Genomic DNA, 18,200 nt, shown 5'->3' on the forward strand with positions numbered 1-18,200 from the left:
CCCAGACCTCAATGATATTGAGCATGACTTTAGCGCATTAAAAAGATTGTGGATGTATGCTCCTCCTGGCACCACCATTGATGAAATCATTCGTAATTATTGCACAAGTTAGTGTCGCATTCTAAACCGAAATGACTATAAATCCGATTGAGCATCCATGGCATAGAATCAAGCAAAGAGTTAGAAAAACCATGACATCTACAACCCAAAACCTTCATGACCTCATCGATTCAGTCATCTGCTCTATATGTCAACCTTTGCCTGCTTAGCTATAACGGCAAATGCACCGCTCCCAACCGACTTCCCCAAACTTCAGCGTTTCCCACCCTCAGGGAATCGCCACAGGCGGGTTGCCCTCGCCGTTGGCAAAAAATAACTCCCCTTCCTCCAAGGTGATGGCTGAGCTTTTCCACATCCCGGAGACCAGGAGTTTGCCGTGTCTGTAGATATAGCTAAGCATACAAAGGTTGACATGACATAGGCCGCTGGGCGTAACCCCACATTGGTTTCTCATAACGAAGCGTGGCGTAGCCGTAAATCTTAAGGCGACAACCTTAACCTACCTGGCTATAAAACCAAAGATGGGCTACGCCACCTCCTTGTTAGGGGGTCGCAGTCAGCCGCTTTAGTTCCCCACGGATAGGGGTTGCTGCTGCTGTTGATACGCCCGCACCAGGGCGTAAAATTCTTCCCCTTCGATGGTTTCCTGTTCCAACAGCCGGTCCACCAACTGGTCCATCAGGGGGCGATAGGCACGCAACAGGGAGCGGGCTTCCTGATAGGCCTTTTGGGTCATCGCGCGGATCAACTGGTCCACCTGATGCGCCAATTCATCGGAATAGGTAGGACGCTGCCACCACTCCAGCGTTTCCTCCAAACTCACCAACCCCAACTCGGACATCCCGTAGCGGGTGACCATCTCCCGCGCCAACTCGGTCACCGTTTGCAGGTCATTGCTTGCCCCCACCGTGACTTCGCTTTCCCCAAACACCTCCGCCTCCGCCGCGCGCCCGCCCAAGGTGACAATCATCTGGTTCATCAGCCACGCCCGCGTGTACAGGCCACTGTCAACCCGTTCCTCGTTGAAAATCTGCTGGCTAAAACCGCCAATCCCCCCAGAGCGCGGGATAATGGTCACCTTGTTCAAAGGGTCCGTGTGGGGCAAAAGGGCAATCAACAGGGCATGACCGACCTCGTGGTAGGCAATCAAACGCTTCTTTTTGCCATCGAGCAGGGGATTGAGCGTCAGGCCAATGGTGATCCGGTCAATGGCATCCTCAATTTCCGCCGGTGTCACCGCCTCCTTGCGCCGCCGGGCCGTGAGAATGGCCGCCTCATTCAGCAAATTCGCCAACGCGGCCCCGGAAAACCCCGGTGTGCGCCGCGCCACCGTTTCCAACGACACCTCCGGCGACAACTTTTTGTCCCGCGCGTGGACCCGCAAAATCCCCAAGCGTCCCTGAAACGTGGGCAAATCCACCACCACCTGCCGGTCAAAGCGCCCAGGCCGCAAGAGTGCCCCGTCCAACACATCCGGGCGGTTGGTGGCCGCAATCACAATCACCCCCGTATTCCCCTCAAACCCGTCCATTTCCGTCAACAGTTGGTTGAGGGTTTGCTCCCGCTCATCGTTGCCGCCGCCGATGCCTATCCCCCGCTGGCGCCCCACCGCATCAATCTCATCAATAAACACAATGCAGGGCGCCTGTTCCTTGGCCTTGCGGAACAAATCCCGCACCCGCGACGCCCCCACCCCCACAAACAACTCCACAAATTCCGAACCAGAAATGCTCAAAAACGGCACCCCCGCCTCCCCCGCAATTGCCTTGGCCAGCAGGGTTTTCCCCGTCCCCGGCGGCCCCACCAACAGCACCCCTCGGGGAATGCGCGCCCCAATCGCCGTAAACCGCTCGGGATACTTGAGAAACGTCACCACCTCCTGCAATTCTTCCTTGGCTTCCTCAATCCCCGCCACGTCGTCAAATTTCACCCCGGTTTTGGCCGCCATTTGGAACCGCGCCCGCGACTGCCCAAAACTCAGCGCCTGCCCCGGCCCCCCCGGCGCATTGCTCAACCGCCGCAACAGGGCAATCAGCAACAGCAACAACAGCAAACCCAACAAGAGATTGACCAGCAACCCCATCACCGCCTGGTGGCTCGGCTGGTCCACCACCGTTAACTTGACCTTGGCCTGGCGAATCTGGCGCAGCAGTTCCGGGTTTTGCTCAAACAACTGCACCTCCAAAGGCGGCTCGTTGGCCGGACGGTCCTTTAACCGCACCCGCGCCACCTGGTTTTGCCGGTTGAGGGCAATTTCCGCCACCTGATTTTGTTGAATTTTTTGCAGCAATTCCGTATAGCTCAAACGCCAATCCGCCGGTCGCCGTACCTGGGCCAGCCCCGGTGTGGCCGTTGCCAGTGCCAGACTAAGCACCGCTGCGGAAAACCAACGGTGGGGTCGGACGCTGTCTGTTGCCCTCATATCGCCTCGAATGCCAGACCTCTATCCTATCCTAGCTTGGGAGTTCCCCATCGCTGGCTCTGGGCATGGCATGGGTGACCACCAAATGCCGGTCCGCCCCCCAATCCACCCAGCCCCAGGCGTGAAACCGCCCCAACAAACGGGTACAGGTCACCCGGCTGGTGCCAATGGCATTTGCCAAACTCTGGTGGGTTAGCCGCACCCCCAAGCGCACCCCCCGCGGCGCCGGTTCGCCCACCTCCTGCGCCAACAACAACAGCAAATGCCGCAACCGGTCTTCTACCCGCCGCTGCCCCGCTGCAATCGCCAACAGGGCCTCCGTCTGCCGCAACCGCCGCATCAAAGGCAGCAACAACGCCTGCGCCAACACGCCACAGCGCTCCAACTCCCCCAAACTGACCCACAGACAGCACACATCGGTCAACGCCCGCGCCTGGTAGGCCACCAACCCCGTCAACGGCAAGCCCACCGGCATCCCTGGCCCCGCCAACCCCACCAACACCTCATCCCCATTGCTCTGGGCAGTACTCAACTGCACCACCCCCTCCGTCACCTGCCACAGCCCCCCCGCCTCCAGCGGCAACACCTCATACCGGGCAAAAAACCGACTAGGCCGACCCTTCCCCAGCACCTCCCAGGGCGAACCGACCCACTCCCGCCAATTCATCTCCAGGGCAAAAACGCCGCCTTCCTCCCGCATGGTCACGGCCATGGCGTACCCTCGACTGGGGTTTGCTACCCAGCACTCTAGCGCCCCTAAGTCAATAATATGTAATCAAAAGGTTAATAATATGTCAGGAAAAGGTTAGGATTCGGTTAAAAAATCGTCCGACCCAGGTTAGGGAATAAGGACCCAGCGCACCCGTCCTTGAGCTACTCCGGGCAGAGGCAATTCGGCAGGGGGGGGCTCCTCCGGCGCAAACAGGGTTAGGGCCATCTTTGCCCCAGGGGTCAACGGCGCCGGTACTTCCCCCAGACACAGTAAGGTTTTGGTGCTCAGGGAGGCCCACAGTTCCCCGGTGGTGAGATGCCCTGGCGTCACCAACCCCGCCCACAGATAGCTCAAGGCCACCCCCAGCCCTGGCAAGCGGGGGGGCGCCAGCCCAAAGGGCACCATTTTTTCCTCGTAGGTGTAGGCCTGGTGGTCAATGGCAATGGCGTCAAGCACCCCGGTTTTCACCCCTTGGATGAGCGCCAGCCGGTCCTCAGGATTGCCCAAGGGGGGGTCAAAGCGCAGGTAGGGGTTGTAATCCCCCAGGTGGCTGCTATCCCACAGCAGATGGGTCCAGGGGGTACTGGCGGTAAGGGGTAACCCCGCCGCCTTGGCTTGGGCAATCAAGGCCACGCCCCGCCGGGTGGAAATCCGCATCAGATGCACTGGGGGCGCCACTTCCAGGTCGGTCAGGAGTTCGATAATGGCCGTCAAAGCGGTGGTTTCAGCGGCAACCGGTACCTCAGGTAACCCCCAAGTCAGGCTGTAGGCGCCGGCGCGGGCCACGCCCGCCGGGTTGAGGTCGGGGTTGTGCGGCACCAGGGCAATGGGTTTGCCCAAGGGTTGGGCGTAGATCAAGAGTTGGTGCAGTAAACCCAAGTGGGTTAAGGGTCGTCCATCGCTAAACCCCGCCACCCCCGCCCGCTGCAGTTCGGCCAATTCCGCCATCTGTTTGCCTTGCAATCCCTGGGTCAGTGCCCCCCAAAGCCCTAATTTCAGGGGTATCTGGGCCTGCTGTTCCTGCCACCAGGTGACTGCCGCCGCCCGGTCCACCACCGGCTGGGTCCCCGGCAAAAGAGTTAACCGGGTAAAGCCCCCCTGCACCGCCTGGGCAACCAACTGGCTGAGGGTTTCGCGCCCCTCGTAACCCGGTTCGCTGCTTTGGCTGTACACATCCACCAGGCCTGGCCCCAGGATGCACCCCTGCGCCGGGTATTCAGGTACCCCCTCGGTCGGCGGCAACTGCGGTGCCATCGCCCGAATCCTGCCCTGTTCCAACCACACATCGGCCATTTCTGCCCGCTGCCCGACCGGGTCGAGCCAGCACACCTGCCGCAGCAGCAGGTTGGTCTGCGCATCTAAGATTCCAGCCGGTAGCCCAAATCCCGCAGGAGATGAGGGGTCTGTCGCCATTTCGGTTCCACTTTCACAAACAGTTCCAGGTACACCGGCCCGCTGACCAATTTTTGCATCTCCTGGCGGGCTTGCGTGCCGATGGTTTTGAGCATTTGCCCCTGATGGCCGATGATGATGGCTTTCTGGGACGGGCGTTCCACCACAATCGTGGCAAAAATGCGGGTAATCTGCGGCGTTTCTTCTACCCGGTCTACCACCACCGCCACCGCATGGGGTACTTCCTCGCGGGTCAGATGCAAAATCTGCTCCCGGATCAATTCCGCCATGATGAACCGCTCCGGCTGGTCCGTGACCATCTCCGGCGGGTAATAGCAGGGGCCAGGGGGCAACCACGGCAACAGTTGGCTGGGCAACTCGGCAAGCCCCTGGCCCGTCAGGGCAGAAAAGCGCAGCAAGGGGGCCGTCGGCAGCAGCGCCTGATAACTGGCGGTGATCGCCTCCGCTTGCTCTGCCGGAACCACATCCTGTTTGTTTAGCCCCAGCAGGACCGGCGTTTTTTGGCGGGCCAACCACTCGGCGATGAACTGGTCCCCCCCGCCGGCCGGTTGCGACCCGTCCACCAAAAACAACACCAAGTCCACCGCCCGCACCAGGGTCTGGGCATTTTTCACCAGGATTTCCCCCAGGCGATGGTGGGGCTTGTGAATGCCGGGGGTATCCACCAGAATAATCTGCCCCTGGGGGAGGGTGAGAATCCCCCGCAGGCGGTTGCGGGTCGTCTGGGCAACGGGCGAGGTAATGGCAATTTTTTGCCCCACCAACGCATTCAACAGGGTGGATTTGCCCACATTGGGTCGCCCCAAGATCGCCACAAACCCGGAGCGAAATTCAGGTTCGCCACTCACCGGCTTTGCGCCTCATGCACCAGGCGGAGCGTCCGGGATACCTGTTCCGGGAAAATCACGAGCAAATCCCCGGTTTTCCCCTGGTTCAAAGCCGTTTGGATCGCCTTGGTTTCATCCAAAATCACCTGGAACACCCGGTTGGCCACCGTTTCGACTACCCCCTGCCGCAGCCAATCGGCAGCTTCCCCGCGCCGCCGCCCCCGCGTGTCGTCGTCCTCTTTGATGATCAACCGGTCAAACAGTTGGGCCGCAATCCGCCCCATTTCCCGCAAATCCTCGTCCCGGCGGTCCCCCGGCGCCCCAATTACCCCGATCCGTTCCCCCTTGTCCCAGCGGCGCACAAATTCCCCGACCGCCCGATAGGCATGCGGATTGTGGGCGTAGTCAATCAACACATAGAAATCCCGCACCGCCAGCAAATTCATGCGCCCCGGCGTCTGCACCACCCCCGCGGCAAAGGTGCGTAACCCCTGGGCCAGTTGGTCCACCGTCACCCCCACCCGGTACGCCGCCAGGGTCGCCGCCAGGGCATTCGCCGTCATAAACCCCACCGTCCCCCCCAGGGTCAAGGGCACCTCCACCACCGGCACCACGGGAATGGTTTGCTCGCCTTCCAGAAGGGTAATCTCCCCCTGGATCACCGTCGCCCCCAAGCCCCCCCGCTGTTGATGCGCCCGCAACACCGGATGCTCCGGGTTCAAACTGAAATAGGCGACGGAACCCTTCACCCGCTGAGCCATCGGCGCCACCAACTCGTCCTCCGCATTCAGCACCGCCAACCCGTCGGGTGCCACCACCTCCGCCACCACACTCTTTACCGCAGCCATCTGCTCTAAGGTGTCAATGTCGTAGCTCCCCAGGTGGTCGTCGGAAACGTTCAACACCACCCCCACATCACACTGGGCAAACGCCAACCCAGCGCGCAAAATTCCCCCCCGGGCACTTTCCAGCACCGCCAATTCCACCGTCGGGTCGTTCAAAATCAGACGGGCACTCTGCGGCCCCGTATTGTCCCCCGGCGCCACCAACTGGTCCCCAATATACGTCCCATCGGTCGTGGTAAATCCCACCACCTTTCCCATCTGCTGGCACAAATGGGCGGTCAAACGGGTGGTCGTGGTTTTCCCATTCGTCCCGGTAATGGCCACGATGGGAATCAACCCCCGGCTCCCCCCCGGAAACAACAGGTCCACAATCGGCGCACACACATTCCGGGGCGTCCCCTCGCTCGGCTGCAAATGCATGCGCAACCCCGGCGCGGCATTCACCTCCACCACCACCCCGTCTACCTGCCGCAACGGTTGGGTAATGTCTGGGGTGACCAGGTCAATTCCGGCGATGTCCAACCCCACCCACCGCGCCGCCCGCTCACACAGCCAGCGGTTTTCCGGGTGAAGGATGTCCGTACAGTCTATCGCCATTCCCCCGGTACTGAGATTGGCCGTATTTTTCAGGTAACACACCTCCCCTGGACGCAAGATGGTATCCAGACTGTAGCCCTGCTGCCGCAATACCCACTCTGTGGCTTGATTCACCGCCACCCGGGTCAGCACATTGTCATGCCCTTCACCGCGGCGGGGGTCTTGGTTTAAGCGTTCCACCAGTTCGGCAATCGTCCTGCGCCCATCCCCCACCACCTGCGCCGGTATGCGTTGTGCCGCCGCCACCACCCGTCCGCCTACCACCAGCACCCGGTAATCCCTCCCCCGATGGTACCGCTCCACAATCACCGCCCCGCTTTTGGACTCCTGTTTGGCCAGGTCGTAGGCCGTCTCCGCATCGGGATAGGTGCAGATGTTGAGGGTAATCCCCCGGCCGTGATTGCCATCGAGGGGTTTTATGACCACCGGAAAGCCCCCTGCCCGGTCAATGGCTTCGGCCAAATCGTCAAAGCGGCGGATCACATCCCCCTTGGGCACGGGGATGCCTGCCGATGCCAGCAACAACTTGGTACTGTCTTTATCCCCCGCCAATTCCACCCCCAAAATGCTGGTGGCATCGGTCTGGGCTGCCTGGATGCGCCGTTGGTGTACCCCGTAGCCCAACTGGATCACATCCCGCACCGGCAGACGTACCCAGGGAATGCCCCGCCGTTGGGCCTCCTGCACCAGGGCCTCGGTGGTCAATCCCAACGAAGCGGCCTGTTTCAGTTCCCGCAGTTCCTCCAGGTCGGCGGCCAATTCCCGCTGGGGGTAGCGTTCCCCCCGCGCCAGGGTGGCACAAATCCGCACGGCGGCTCGCCCCGCATACCGTCCTGCCCGTTCGTGTTGGTATTCATAGACCACCTGATAAACCCCAGGGGTGCTGGTTGGGCGGGTGCGGCCAAAATGCACGGGCATCCCCGCCAGGGTTTGCAATTCCAGCGCCACGTGTTCCACCACATGCCCCAAGAGCGTCCCTTCCCGCAGGCGTTGCAAAAACCCGCCCCGACAGCCCGGCGAACAAAAATGCTCTTCCAACGAGGGCAACAAATCCACCAGCGCCTCGTAAAAGCCCGGCAGTTCGTCGGTGTACCGTTCCTCCCAATCTTCCAAATCCAGACGCAACACAATCAGTTGATGGCGGCGAATGCTCCAATAATTCGGCCCCCGCAAGGTCAATACCTGGAGAATGTTCATGGTCACCTGGGAACGTTGTTGTCCATTCTAAAGGGCAATGCCCCTGGGGTTTGGCGCTCTAGGCTACATTTTTGCTGGCTAGGCAGCCAAATCCTGAATCGGAGCCAGTTCCCACTGTTCGCCCCGAATCACCGTGTGGGCCTGAAAGGCCGGGTGCGGTTCCGGCCAATCCAAGCGGTAATGGCTGCCCCGCGATTCTTGGCGGTACAGGGCGCTGCGCAGCACCAGATAGGCCGCATCCAGTAGGTTGCGGGTTTCGGCCCACAGGCGCATCCGGGCAAAATCCGGCTCCGGCGGTGGCAAGGGCGGCACCTGACGTCGCCATTGTTGCACCTGTTGCAACGCCAGCGTCAACCCTGCCGCTTCCCGCGCAATCCCTGCCCGTTGGCCCATCAACAGAGGGAGTGCCTGACGTATCTGCGCCAACTCCGACCAGTCCACCGTCCCTGACCACACCGGCATCGCCTCGATAGGCGGTGCCGGCAGCAGGTCGATCCCCTGCAACTGCGCCCCAAACACCAAACATTCCAACAGGGAATTGCTCGCCAACCGGTTGGCCCCATGCACCCCGGTACTGGCCACTTCCCCGACCGCATAGAGGCCGGGCAAGGTGGTGCGGGCCTGTAAATCCGTCAGCACCCCCCCCATCCAGTAGTGGGCCGCCGGGGCCACCGGCACCAACTCCCGCAGCGGGTCAATCCCCCACTGGCGGCAGGTGTGCAGAATGTTGGGAAACCGCCGCTCTACCCGACTGGGTTCAATGGGCCGCAAATCCAGCCAGACATGGGGCTGCCCATTCTGCTGCAATTCTTGAAAAATCGCCCGGCTGACCACATACCGCGGCGCCAGTTCTCCGTCCGGGTGATACCGGTACAAAAACCGTTCTCCCTGATGATTCAATAGATGCGCCCCCTCCCCCCGCACCGCCTCAGAAATCAGGAGCGCTGGTGCCCCCGGAACCGCCAACGCCGTCGGGTGGAATTGGACAAACTCCACATCCCGCAGGGTCGCCCCCGCCCGCCAGGCCATCGCCACCCCGTCGCCCGTACTCGCCGGCGGATTGGTCGTCGGCTGAAACAGTTGGCCACCCCCCCCCGTCGCCAACACCACCGCGCCCGCCCGCCAGGTGTGCAGTTGTCCCTGATACCACAGCCGCACCCCGTGACAGCGCCCCCCCTGCACCCACAGGTCAAACACCAGCGCCTGGTCAAATACCCGAATGTGGGGCTGCCGCAACACCTGGTCTGCCAAAGTGCTCACCAATTCCCGCCCGGTCCGGTCGGCGGCGTGCAAAATCCGGGGCCGGGAATGGGCCGCCTCCAAAGTCAGCGCCAACCCTTCCCCATAGCGGTCAAAAGCCACCCCCAAGGCCACCAGCCGCTGGATGCACGCCCCCCCCTGGGAAACCAAAAACCGTACCGCCTGCGGGTCGCACAACCCAGCCCCTGCCCGCAAGGTATCCGCCGTATGCAAGGAGTAGGAATCCTCCGGGTCCGTAACCGCCGCAATTCCCCCTTGCGCCCAACCGCTGGCCGAACCCTCTACAGGGTCCTTGGTGAGCAGTCCCACCCGCAACCCCGCGGGCAAGGACAGGGCGCCATACAACCCCGCTGCCCCTCCCCCCACCACCAACACATCAAAATCCGGGGGCGCAGGCGTCATCGAGGGCAACCACAGGGAACAACCGTGTTCCTATCCTAGCGATAAATGCCGTTGTTGATCCGATCCAGCACCAGCGAGGGGTCCGGCTCCGTCAGGGTGAAATTTTCCAGGTGGGATTGCAAGATTTGCTTTTGTTGGGGCGTCAAACCAGGAATATTTAACACATCTTCCACCTTTTCATAGGGGGCATGGGCCACCACCAACTTCGCCAGGGTGGGATACATCCCCCGATACTTCTTAAAGGCGCTCACATTGGCATTGTTCAGGTCCACTTTTTTGCCAAACGGCGAGGCCAACTTGGCATCCACCTGATTGAGGCCGGTGCGTTCCCCTTTAGCCAGCGCCCAGACCGGTTGACTCAAGCCCAGCCACAGGCAGGTCGCCACCGCCAACCAGCACAATCCCTGCCACCAACGTTTCATAACCATCAACCTCCCAAACACAGCCAATTCTTTTAATTCCATCTTAGAATGCAGGCGGAATGTGCTCACAGGGAAAACGTCGGCCGAGGCAATCCCTGCCGTTGGCAATAACTTTGCACGGTATTTAACAGCAGTTGCGCCACCGTCATTGCCCCTACCCCCCCCGGCACGGGCGTCAACCAACCTGCTACGCCCTTGACCCCGGCAAAATCCACATCCCCTACAAGCCCCGTCGGTGTGCGATTGATCCCCACATCCACCACCGCGGCGCCCGGCTGCACCATCTCGGCGGTAATCAGCCCCGCTTGTCCGACTGCCACCACCAACACATCCGCCTGCCGGGTCACGGCCGCCAGATCGGGCGTGCGGGAATGGGCAAAGGTCACCGTCGCATCCGCCGCCAACAGCAACAGCCCCAGGGGTTTACCCACCAAGGTACTGCGCCCCACCACCACCGCCCGTTTCCCCGCCAGCGGCACCTGATAATGGCGCAACAACCGCATCACCCCGGCGGGTGTGCAGCTTTGCAACCCCGGTTCCCCCCGGAGCAACTTGCCCAAATTCACCGGATGCAACCCATCCACATCCTTCTCCGGCGCGATGCTATAGAGTAAGGCCGCACTGTCCAAACCGGGGGGCAGGGGCAACTGCACCAAAATCCCATCTACCCGCTCGTCCTGGTTGAACTGGCAAATAAGTTGGGCCAATTCGCTTTGGCTGGTGTGGGCGGGCAAGTGTCCCCCCAGGCTGGCAATCCCCACCTGGGCGCAGGATTTCTGTTTTTGCCCGACGTAGGCAGCGCTGGCGGGATGATCCCCCACCCAAATCACCGCCAACCCCGGCGGGCGACCGACCTGGGGGATGACCGTGCGCAGCCAGCTGTGCAATTCTGCCTTCAGGCGTTGCGCCAAGGCCTTGCCGTCAAGAATCTGGGCCGTCATAGGTATGGATTTGCCGATTTTTTCTCAACCTACCACGACCCCTCCCCACTCAGGCAGTTACAGGACGCACTTGCCGCAGGCCCGTAGCCGGCCATCCTAACCGAATGGTCTCCTTCCGGCGTAGGATAGGGAAAAGACACATCCCTGTCTATGGCCTACAAAGCAATGATTTTGGCCGCCGGGAAAGGTACCCGGGTGCGCCCCATCACCTATACCATTCCCAAGCCCATGATTCCCATTTTGGAGCGCCCGGTGATGGAATTTTTGGTAGATTTGTTGCGGCGGCATGGCATTACCCAAATCATGGTCAATGTCAGTCACTTGGCCCACCAGATTGAAAATTATTTCCGGGATGGGCAGCGGTTTGGGGTGCAGATTGCCTATTCCTTTGAAGGACGCATTGTCGAGGGGGAATTAATCGGCGAAGCCCTCGGTTCGGCAGGCGGCATGAAACGGATTCAGGAATTTAACCCCTTTTTTGACGATACGTTTGTGGTGCTGTGTGGGGATGCGTTGATTGATTTGGATTTAACGGCGGTGATTCAGTGGCATCGCCAGCGCCAAGCCCTGGCAACCATTGTGACCAAATCGGTGCCGTTGGAGGTGGTATCCAACTACGGGGTGGTGGTGACGGATGCTGAATATCGCATTCGTTCCTTTCAGGAAAAACCCCGCCAAGAGGAAGCCCTCAGTACGCAGATCAATACGGGCATTTATATTTTTGAACCGGCGATTTTTGATTACATTCCCAGCGGGCAGGTCTATGACCTGGGCAGTCAACTTTTTCCCAAGTTGGTGGAATTAAACCTGCCTTTTTATGCCTTGCCGATGGAATTTGAGTGGATTGATATTGGGCAAGTGCCGGATTATTGGCGCACGATTCAGATGGTATTACAGGGGCAAGTGCCGCACGTGCCCATTCCCGGCCAACAAATTCGTCCGGGGATTTATACGGGTTTGAATGTGGCCGCTGATTGGGAGAAGATTTATATTCAACCACCGGTTTATATTGGGGGAATGACACGCATTGAACCGGGGGCTACCATTATCGGCCCGGCGATGATCGGTGCCAATTGCCGTTTGGGGAAAAATGTCTGCGTGGAACGCAGTATTATTTTTGAATATTCGCGCCTGGGAGATGGGGTGCATCTGAAGGATAAATTGGTGTTTGGCCGGTATTGTGTAGATAAAAGTGGGGCAACGATTGATTTACAAAAGGCAGACCTGGATTGGCTGATTACCGACAGTCGCTGTGAAGTGCCGCCGGGAGTTGCACCGGCTATGCCCCTGAAATAAAAAGGGGGCTTGTGCCGAAATTGGCAAGAAAAGGGTTTGGCGCGGTGGGGATAAAGGGTGCTCAAGGTGGGTAAAATTAAAGCGGTGGGTTCCTGGTCTTTGGCTGATGCTGACCCCGGAAAAACAATTGCATGAGCATTTAACGACTGCCATTCGCCGGGCGTTGGGGCAGCCTGATTGGTGCGCTCCAGAACCGCTGGTGGTTGCCGCCAGCGCTCCGAAATTTGGGGATTTTCAGTCCAATGTGGCGCTCAGCTTGGCCAAAACCTGCCAGCAAAAACCGCGGGATTTAGCCGCCCGCATTCTCGCGTATTTCGACCCCGACGGGTTGTGTGAACCACCTACGGTTGCCGGGCCAGGATTTATCAACTTCACCCTGAAACCCAGTTATTTGCAAGCCTGCTTGACCCAACAGATTCAGGACCCTCGCTGCGGCGTGCCCTTGGTATCCCAACCGGAAACGATCATTGTGGATTTTTCCAGCCCCAATATCGCTAAAGAAATGCATGTGGGGCATCTGCGTTCGACGATTATCGGGGATTGTCTGGCGCGGGTGTTTGAATTTCAAGGTCATCGGGTGTTGCGGCTTAATCATGTGGGGGATTGGGGCACCCAGTTTGGCATGTTGATTGCCTATTTGCAGGAAGTGCATCCGGGATTTTTTACCCAAGGACAGCCGGTGGATTTAGGGGATTTGGTGAGCTTTTATCGCCAGGCCAAACAGCGTTTTGATGAGGATGCTACGTTTCAGGAACGGGCGCGCCAAACCGTGGTGCACCTGCAGGCGGGCGACCCTGATTTATTGGCGGCTTGGCGTTTTTTGTGCGACCTCTCGCGGCGGGAATTTCAGTATATTTATGAGCTTTTAGATATTCAAATTACCGAGCGGGGTGAATCCTTTTACAACCCGTTTTTGCCGGAGGTTGTTCAGGAATTGCGTGACAAAAACTTGGCGGTTTGCGACCAGGGTGCTTGGTGTGTGTTCTTAGAGGGTTTTGTGAATGCGGATGGCAGTCCGTTACCGCTGATTATTCAAAAATCGGACGGGGGGTACAACTACGCCACGACGGATTTGGCGGCCTTGCGTTACCGGGTGCAGCACGATGGGGCGCAGCGCCTGCTCTATGTAACCGATGTGGGGCAAAGCCAGCATTTTGCCCAGGTATTTCAGGTGGCGCAAAAAGCGGGTTGGTTAACCGACCAGGTGCAGTGTATTCATGTGCCGTTTGGGTTGGTGTTGGGGGAGGATGGAAAAAAATTTCGCACGCGCGCCGGGGAAACGGTGCGCTTGCGGGATTTGCTCGAAGAGGCCATCCGGCGGGCGGAACAGGACATTCGCACCCGCTTGGCGCAGGAGCAGCGGCAGGAATCGGCGGAATTTATCGGCCACCTGGCGCGGGTGATTGGCATCAGTGCGGTCAAGTATGCGGATTTGAGCCAAAATCGGCTGAGCAATTACGTGTTTAGCTACGACAAAATGCTGGCGTTGCAGGGCAATACCGCGCCCTATTTGCTCTATGCCTATGTGCGGGTGCAGGGGATTGCCCGCAAGGGGGGCTTGGATTTTGAGGCATTGGCGCCGGCATTTGTGTTGACAACGGCGCCGGAATTGACCCTGGCCAAGCATCTCATCCAATTTCCTGCCGAGGTGGAACAACTGAGTGTGGATTTGTTCCCCCATCGCCTGACGCACTATCTGTTTGAACTGAGCCAGAAATTCAACCAATTCTACGACCAATGTCCGATTCTGGCGGCGGCGGAGCCGGAGCGCACCTCGCGTTTGGGGTTGGCCTACCTGACAGCCAAGGTGTTGCGTTTGGGCCTATCGTTGTTGGGGATTCCGGTGGTAGAACGGATGTAGGAGGGGGGGGGGAGGGAACTGGGGGGCAGCTCGGGCGACCGGCCGGTCAGGCGGAGTTATGGAGGTAGCGATGAAACAGGGGCAACGGATCGGACAAATCGGGTTGGCGGTGGCAGGGAGTGTGGGGCTGGCAATGGCGGCGCTGGCCCAGACGCCGACGGTAGAATCCCTCTTGCAGCGGGCGGTGGAGCGGGGACGGCGGGGCGATTTTGAGGCGGCGATTTTGGAACTCAACCGGGTGATCCAAATGGCGCCGACGCATGCGACGGCATTTACCTTGCGGGGGGTGGCCTACACCAATCTGGGCAATCCCAAACAGGCGCTGGCGGATTTGACCAAGGCGATTGAGCTGGCGCCTAAGGCAGCAGCCGCCTACGGCTATCGGAGTCTGGTGCGGCGGCAGTTGCAGGATTTGCCGGGGGCGCTGGCGGATGTGAATGAGGCCATCAAAATTGACGGCAAAAACCCTGGTTTTTACTCCTTCCGGGGGGCGCTGTACATGGATGCGGGCGACCGCGCCAAGGCCATTAGCGATTTCCAGCAGGCGGCCAAACTATTTGGGGAACGGGGGGACACGGAAGGTGTCAAGGAAATGCAGGAATTTATCAAGGCCTTAGAACAACCACCAGCGACCCCTGCCAAACCCCCTACCCCGGCGACGCCCCCCAAAAAGTAACCCATGTCCCTGCGGGAACCCTGGCCGGGGCTGGTGCTGTACCACCTGTTCAAGTGGCCGGTGGTGGCGCCCTTTTTTTGGCTGTATCTGCGGGGGCGGGTGGAAGGTTTTGCCCATGTGCCGCGGCGCGGGCCATTTTTGGCGGTGTGCAACCACGCCAGCGACTTTGACCCCCCGTTGGTCTCCTGCGCCTTGGGGCGACCGGTGGCCTACATGGCCAAAGCGGAATTATTCCAAGTGCCGGTACTGGGGACCTTGATCCGCTGGTACGGGGCGTTCCCTGTGCGGCGGGGAACTTCCGACCGCCAGGCCATCCAAGCCGCTTTGCGGGCGCTGGCCCAAGGTTGGGCGACCGGCATTTTTTTGCCCGGCACCCGCACCCCCGATGGCCGGGTCACGGCGCCGAAATTGGGCGCGGCCCTGATTGCCGCCAAAGCCCAGGTTCCCCTCTTGCCGGTGATGCTTTGGGGCACCCAGCACATCCGTCCCCCTGGTTGCCGCTGGCCCCGTCCGACCCCGGTGACCATCCGCATCGCTCCGCCTTTGCCCCCCCCTCCCGACACCCGGCGGGCGACCCTGGAAGCCGTCACCTGGGACTGTTGCCGGATATTGAACGAACTGCACGCCCAAGGACGTTGAGTCCCCCGGTGACCAACGCTCCCAGGATCAGCAGCCCAATGGCCGGTTGCCACAGCGGTTGCCAGAGCCACAGCCAGCCCTGCCACAGCCCCGGCCACACCGGGCGACCCAGCAGCGCCACCACCAACCCGGCAAACCCCAGCAGCACCAGGAACACATCCAGCACCAACAGGGTATTCAGCCAACGCCGCACCCGCTCAAGCATCGGCACCCCCTAGCACCGCCTGCGACTTTTCCCGGTCCAACTTAAACATCATCACCGCCAGCGGGGGCAAACACAAATCCAGGGAATAGGGACGCCCGTGATAGCCCCATTCATCCGTCCATTTCCCCCCCAAATTCCCCATATTCGAGCCGCCAAACTCGCGGGCATCGCTGTTAAATAACTCCCGATAAAAGCCCGCCTCCGGCACCCCGATCCGGTAATGGGCATGGGGTTGGGGCGTAAAATTGCACACCACAACAATATAATTGCTGCGGTCTTTGTCGTAGCGAATAAACGACACCACACTGTGGCGGTTGTCCGAACAATCAATCCACTCAAACCCAGCCAACGTAAAGTCCTGGGTATAAAGCGCCGGTTCCTGCCGGTACAAATGCAGCAATGTTTTGAGATAGTACTTCAGAGTTTGGTGGCGTTCGTACTGGAGCAAATGCCATTCCAAATCCCCCCACACATTCCATTCCTGCCACTGGCCAAACTCCATCCCCATAAACAGGGTTTTCTTCCCCGGATGGGTAAACATATAGGCAAACAAGGCCCGCATATTGGCAAATTTCTGCCACTCATCCCCCGGCATTTTCGATAGCAAACTCGCCTTCCCATGCACCACTTCATCGTGTGACAAAGCCAGCATGAAATTCTCACTGAAGGCGTACCAAATGCTGAAGGTGATGTTGTTTTGGTGGAACTGGCGAAACCAGGGGTCCATGCGGAAATAATCCAGGGTATCGTGCATCCAACCCATGTTCCATTTCAGATTAAATCCCAACCCCCCCACATAGGTCGGCCAGGACACCATCGGCCAGGCGGTGGACTCCTCCGCAATCGATAGGATGCCTGGAAAGTAACTAAAAATCACCTGATTGACCTGGCGCAAAAAATCTACCGCTTCCAGATGCTCCCGACCGCCGTAGGCATTGGGCACCCATTCCCCCTCCCGGCGACCGTAGTCCAAATAGAGCATCGAAGCCACCGCATCCACCCGAATCCCGTCGATGTGGTATTTGTCAAACCAAAACAGGGCATTGGCCACGAGGAAATTGCGCACCTCCGGGCGACCATAATTAAACACCAACGTCCCCCATTCCTTGTGCTCTCCCTTGCGCGGGTCGCTGTACTCGTAAAGGTGCGTGCCGTCAAAATAGGCCAAGCCATGCCCATCCTTGGGAAAATGTCCCGGCACCCAATCGATAATCACCCCAATCCCGTTTTGGTGGCATTGGTCCACAAAATACATGAAATCCTGGGGCGAGCCATAGCGGGACGTCGCCGCATAATAACTCACCACCTGATAGCCCCACGACCCATCAAACGGATAGTCCGCCACCGGCAACAATTCCACATGGGTAAAACCCATGTCTTTGACATAGGGAATCAGTTCGTGGGCCAACTCCCGATAGGTCAAATAACGGGCACCCGGATTCCACTCCGAAACCGCCACCGGCGGCGTGCCATCGGGGGTTGGCGCATCAAAGGCCCGGTGCAACCAGGAACCCAAATGCACCTCATAAACCGCAATCGGCTGGGTGAGAATGTCCGTGTGCCGCCGCCGTTCCAACCATTCCGCATCCCCCCATTCATAACTGTTCAAATCCGTGACAATCGAAGCGGTTTTCGGGCGCACTTCCTGACAGAAACTATAGGGGTCCGATTTTTCGTAAATATGACCTTCCCAATTTTTGATCTCATATTTGTAGCGCGTGCCAACCGTCAACCCCGGAATAAACAATTCCCAAATTCCCGTGTGGCCTTTGCGCATCTGATGCCAGCGCCCGTCCCAGCCATTGAAATCGCCAATGACCGAAACATTGCGGGCATTGGGCGCCCAGACCGCAAAATACACCCCGGAAACCCCATCGAGTACCGTCACATGACTCCCCAACTTTTCGTAAATCCGGTGGTGATTCCCTTCCCCAAATAGATGCAGGTCAAAGTCGGTCAATTTCGGGGTTTTGAACGCATAGGGGTCATAAAATACCCGCTCCCGTTCACCCTCTTGCACCCGCAATTGATAATTGGGCAATTCCGCACCGGGAATCAAACATTCAAATAAATGGGGGTGTTGTTTGGCGGTCATGGGAAATTCCTGCCGCCAGGTCGGACACACCACCCAGGCTGCCTGCGCGTGGGGCAAATAGGCGCGAATATGCCAATGGGGTTGCCCATCCACCTCCACCGCGTGGGGGCCAAGCACCGCAAAGGGGTCATGGTGCTGGTTGCGCACCAACAAATCCACCTGCTCCTGACTCAGAAGTAAGCTCATGCACCAACCGTCGCCTCAAAATAAACGGAAGAACCAAACATGGGTATTTATAGAAACTTGAAGAATCCTATCAAATCCCCCCCCGCTCAGGGTAGCGGAACGTGCCGCCCAGGGCGCCCTCAGCAGGCAACCGTTGGGGCAAAA

Annotated in this window: 14 protein-coding genes and 1 pseudogene; 5 read left to right on the forward strand and 10 right to left on the reverse strand. The window is 59.3% G+C overall.

From position 1 onward, the window contains the following. A pseudogene (locus ACWISF_RS05385) lies at window positions 1-112 on the forward strand (IS630 family transposase); the annotation flags it as partial. Between the two features lie 513 nt (window positions 113-625). On the opposite strand, the gene ftsH reads toward ACWISF_RS05385, so the two are convergent. From ftsH to folD, 8 genes are all read right to left on the reverse strand, one after another. Further along, window positions 626-2,482, reverse strand: a complete 1,857-nt coding sequence (gene ftsH, locus ACWISF_RS05390; RefSeq protein ID WP_448380571.1) for an ATP-dependent zinc metalloprotease FtsH — start codon at window positions 2,480-2,482, stop codon at window positions 626-628. A 31-nt stretch (window positions 2,483-2,513) separates the two neighbouring features. Further along, window positions 2,514-3,194 (reverse strand): Crp/Fnr family transcriptional regulator, encoded by a 681-nt coding sequence (locus tag ACWISF_RS05395; protein WP_448380572.1) that lies wholly within the window; start codon window positions 3,192-3,194, stop codon window positions 2,514-2,516. A 126-nt stretch (window positions 3,195-3,320) separates the two neighbouring features. Next, the gene (locus ACWISF_RS05400) at window positions 3,321-4,607 is read right to left on the reverse strand and encodes a dihydroorotase (protein ID WP_448380573.1); all 1,287 of its coding nucleotides are present in this window, start codon (window positions 4,605-4,607) and stop codon (window positions 3,321-3,323) included. Then, complete coding sequence (gene era / locus ACWISF_RS05405) at window positions 4,553-5,455, reverse strand: GTPase Era (protein WP_448380574.1); 903 nt, start codon at window positions 5,453-5,455, stop codon at window positions 4,553-4,555. The genes ACWISF_RS05400 and era overlap by 55 nt, the downstream gene beginning before the upstream one ends. Beyond that, a complete protein-coding gene (gene cphA, locus ACWISF_RS05410; protein ID WP_448380575.1) occupies window positions 5,452-8,073 on the reverse strand; it encodes a cyanophycin synthetase in 2,622 nt (873 codons plus the stop codon). The genes era and cphA overlap by 4 nt, the downstream gene beginning before the upstream one ends. Window positions 8,074-8,151: 78 nt before the next feature. Further along, window positions 8,152-9,735 (reverse strand): L-aspartate oxidase, encoded by a 1,584-nt coding sequence (gene nadB, locus ACWISF_RS05415; protein WP_448380576.1) that lies wholly within the window; start codon window positions 9,733-9,735, stop codon window positions 8,152-8,154. A gap of 35 nt (window positions 9,736-9,770) precedes the next feature. Beyond that, a complete protein-coding gene (psbU, locus tag ACWISF_RS05420; RefSeq protein ID WP_448380577.1) occupies window positions 9,771-10,157 on the reverse strand; it encodes a photosystem II complex extrinsic protein PsbU in 387 nt (128 codons plus the stop codon). 65 nt (window positions 10,158-10,222) lie between these two features. After that, the gene (gene folD, locus ACWISF_RS05425; protein WP_448380578.1) at window positions 10,223-11,098 is read right to left on the reverse strand and encodes a bifunctional methylenetetrahydrofolate dehydrogenase/methenyltetrahydrofolate cyclohydrolase FolD; all 876 of its coding nucleotides are present in this window, start codon (window positions 11,096-11,098) and stop codon (window positions 10,223-10,225) included. A gap of 150 nt (window positions 11,099-11,248) precedes the next feature. Between folD and ACWISF_RS05430 the strand changes: the two genes are divergently transcribed. The 4 genes from ACWISF_RS05430 (at window position 11,249) to ACWISF_RS05445 (ending at window position 15,570) form a co-directional block, all read left to right on the forward strand. Further along, on the forward strand, window positions 11,249-12,394 hold the full coding sequence (locus tag ACWISF_RS05430; protein WP_448380579.1) for a sugar phosphate nucleotidyltransferase: 1,146 nt from the start codon (window positions 11,249-11,251) through the stop codon (window positions 12,392-12,394). A 106-nt stretch (window positions 12,395-12,500) separates the two neighbouring features. Continuing rightward, the gene (gene argS / locus ACWISF_RS05435) at window positions 12,501-14,255 is read left to right on the forward strand and encodes an arginine--tRNA ligase (RefSeq protein WP_448380580.1); all 1,755 of its coding nucleotides are present in this window, start codon (window positions 12,501-12,503) and stop codon (window positions 14,253-14,255) included. A 70-nt stretch (window positions 14,256-14,325) separates the two neighbouring features. Next, on the forward strand, window positions 14,326-14,931 hold the full coding sequence (locus ACWISF_RS05440; protein ID WP_448380581.1) for a tetratricopeptide repeat protein: 606 nt from the start codon (window positions 14,326-14,328) through the stop codon (window positions 14,929-14,931). 3 nt (window positions 14,932-14,934) lie between these two features. Continuing rightward, window positions 14,935-15,570 (forward strand): lysophospholipid acyltransferase family protein, encoded by a 636-nt coding sequence (locus ACWISF_RS05445; protein WP_448380582.1) that lies wholly within the window; start codon window positions 14,935-14,937, stop codon window positions 15,568-15,570. Here the strand turns inward: ACWISF_RS05445 and ACWISF_RS05450 are convergent. Both ACWISF_RS05450 and glgB read right to left on the reverse strand, forming a co-directional pair. Next, window positions 15,518-15,775 carry a hypothetical protein gene (locus ACWISF_RS05450; protein ID WP_448380583.1) on the reverse strand — a complete coding sequence of 86 codons (258 nt, stop codon included), beginning with the start codon at window positions 15,773-15,775 and terminating at the stop codon, window positions 15,518-15,520. The genes ACWISF_RS05445 and ACWISF_RS05450 overlap by 53 nt on opposite strands. Further along, entirely contained in the window at window positions 15,768-18,056 is a 2,289-nt protein-coding gene (gene glgB, locus ACWISF_RS05455) for a 1,4-alpha-glucan branching enzyme (RefSeq protein WP_448380584.1), read from the reverse strand. Before glgB ends, ACWISF_RS05450 begins: the two co-directional genes overlap by 8 nt. Window positions 18,057-18,200: the final 144 nt, after the last annotated feature.

The sequence above is a fragment of the Gloeomargarita sp. genome, from assembly GCF_053491055.1.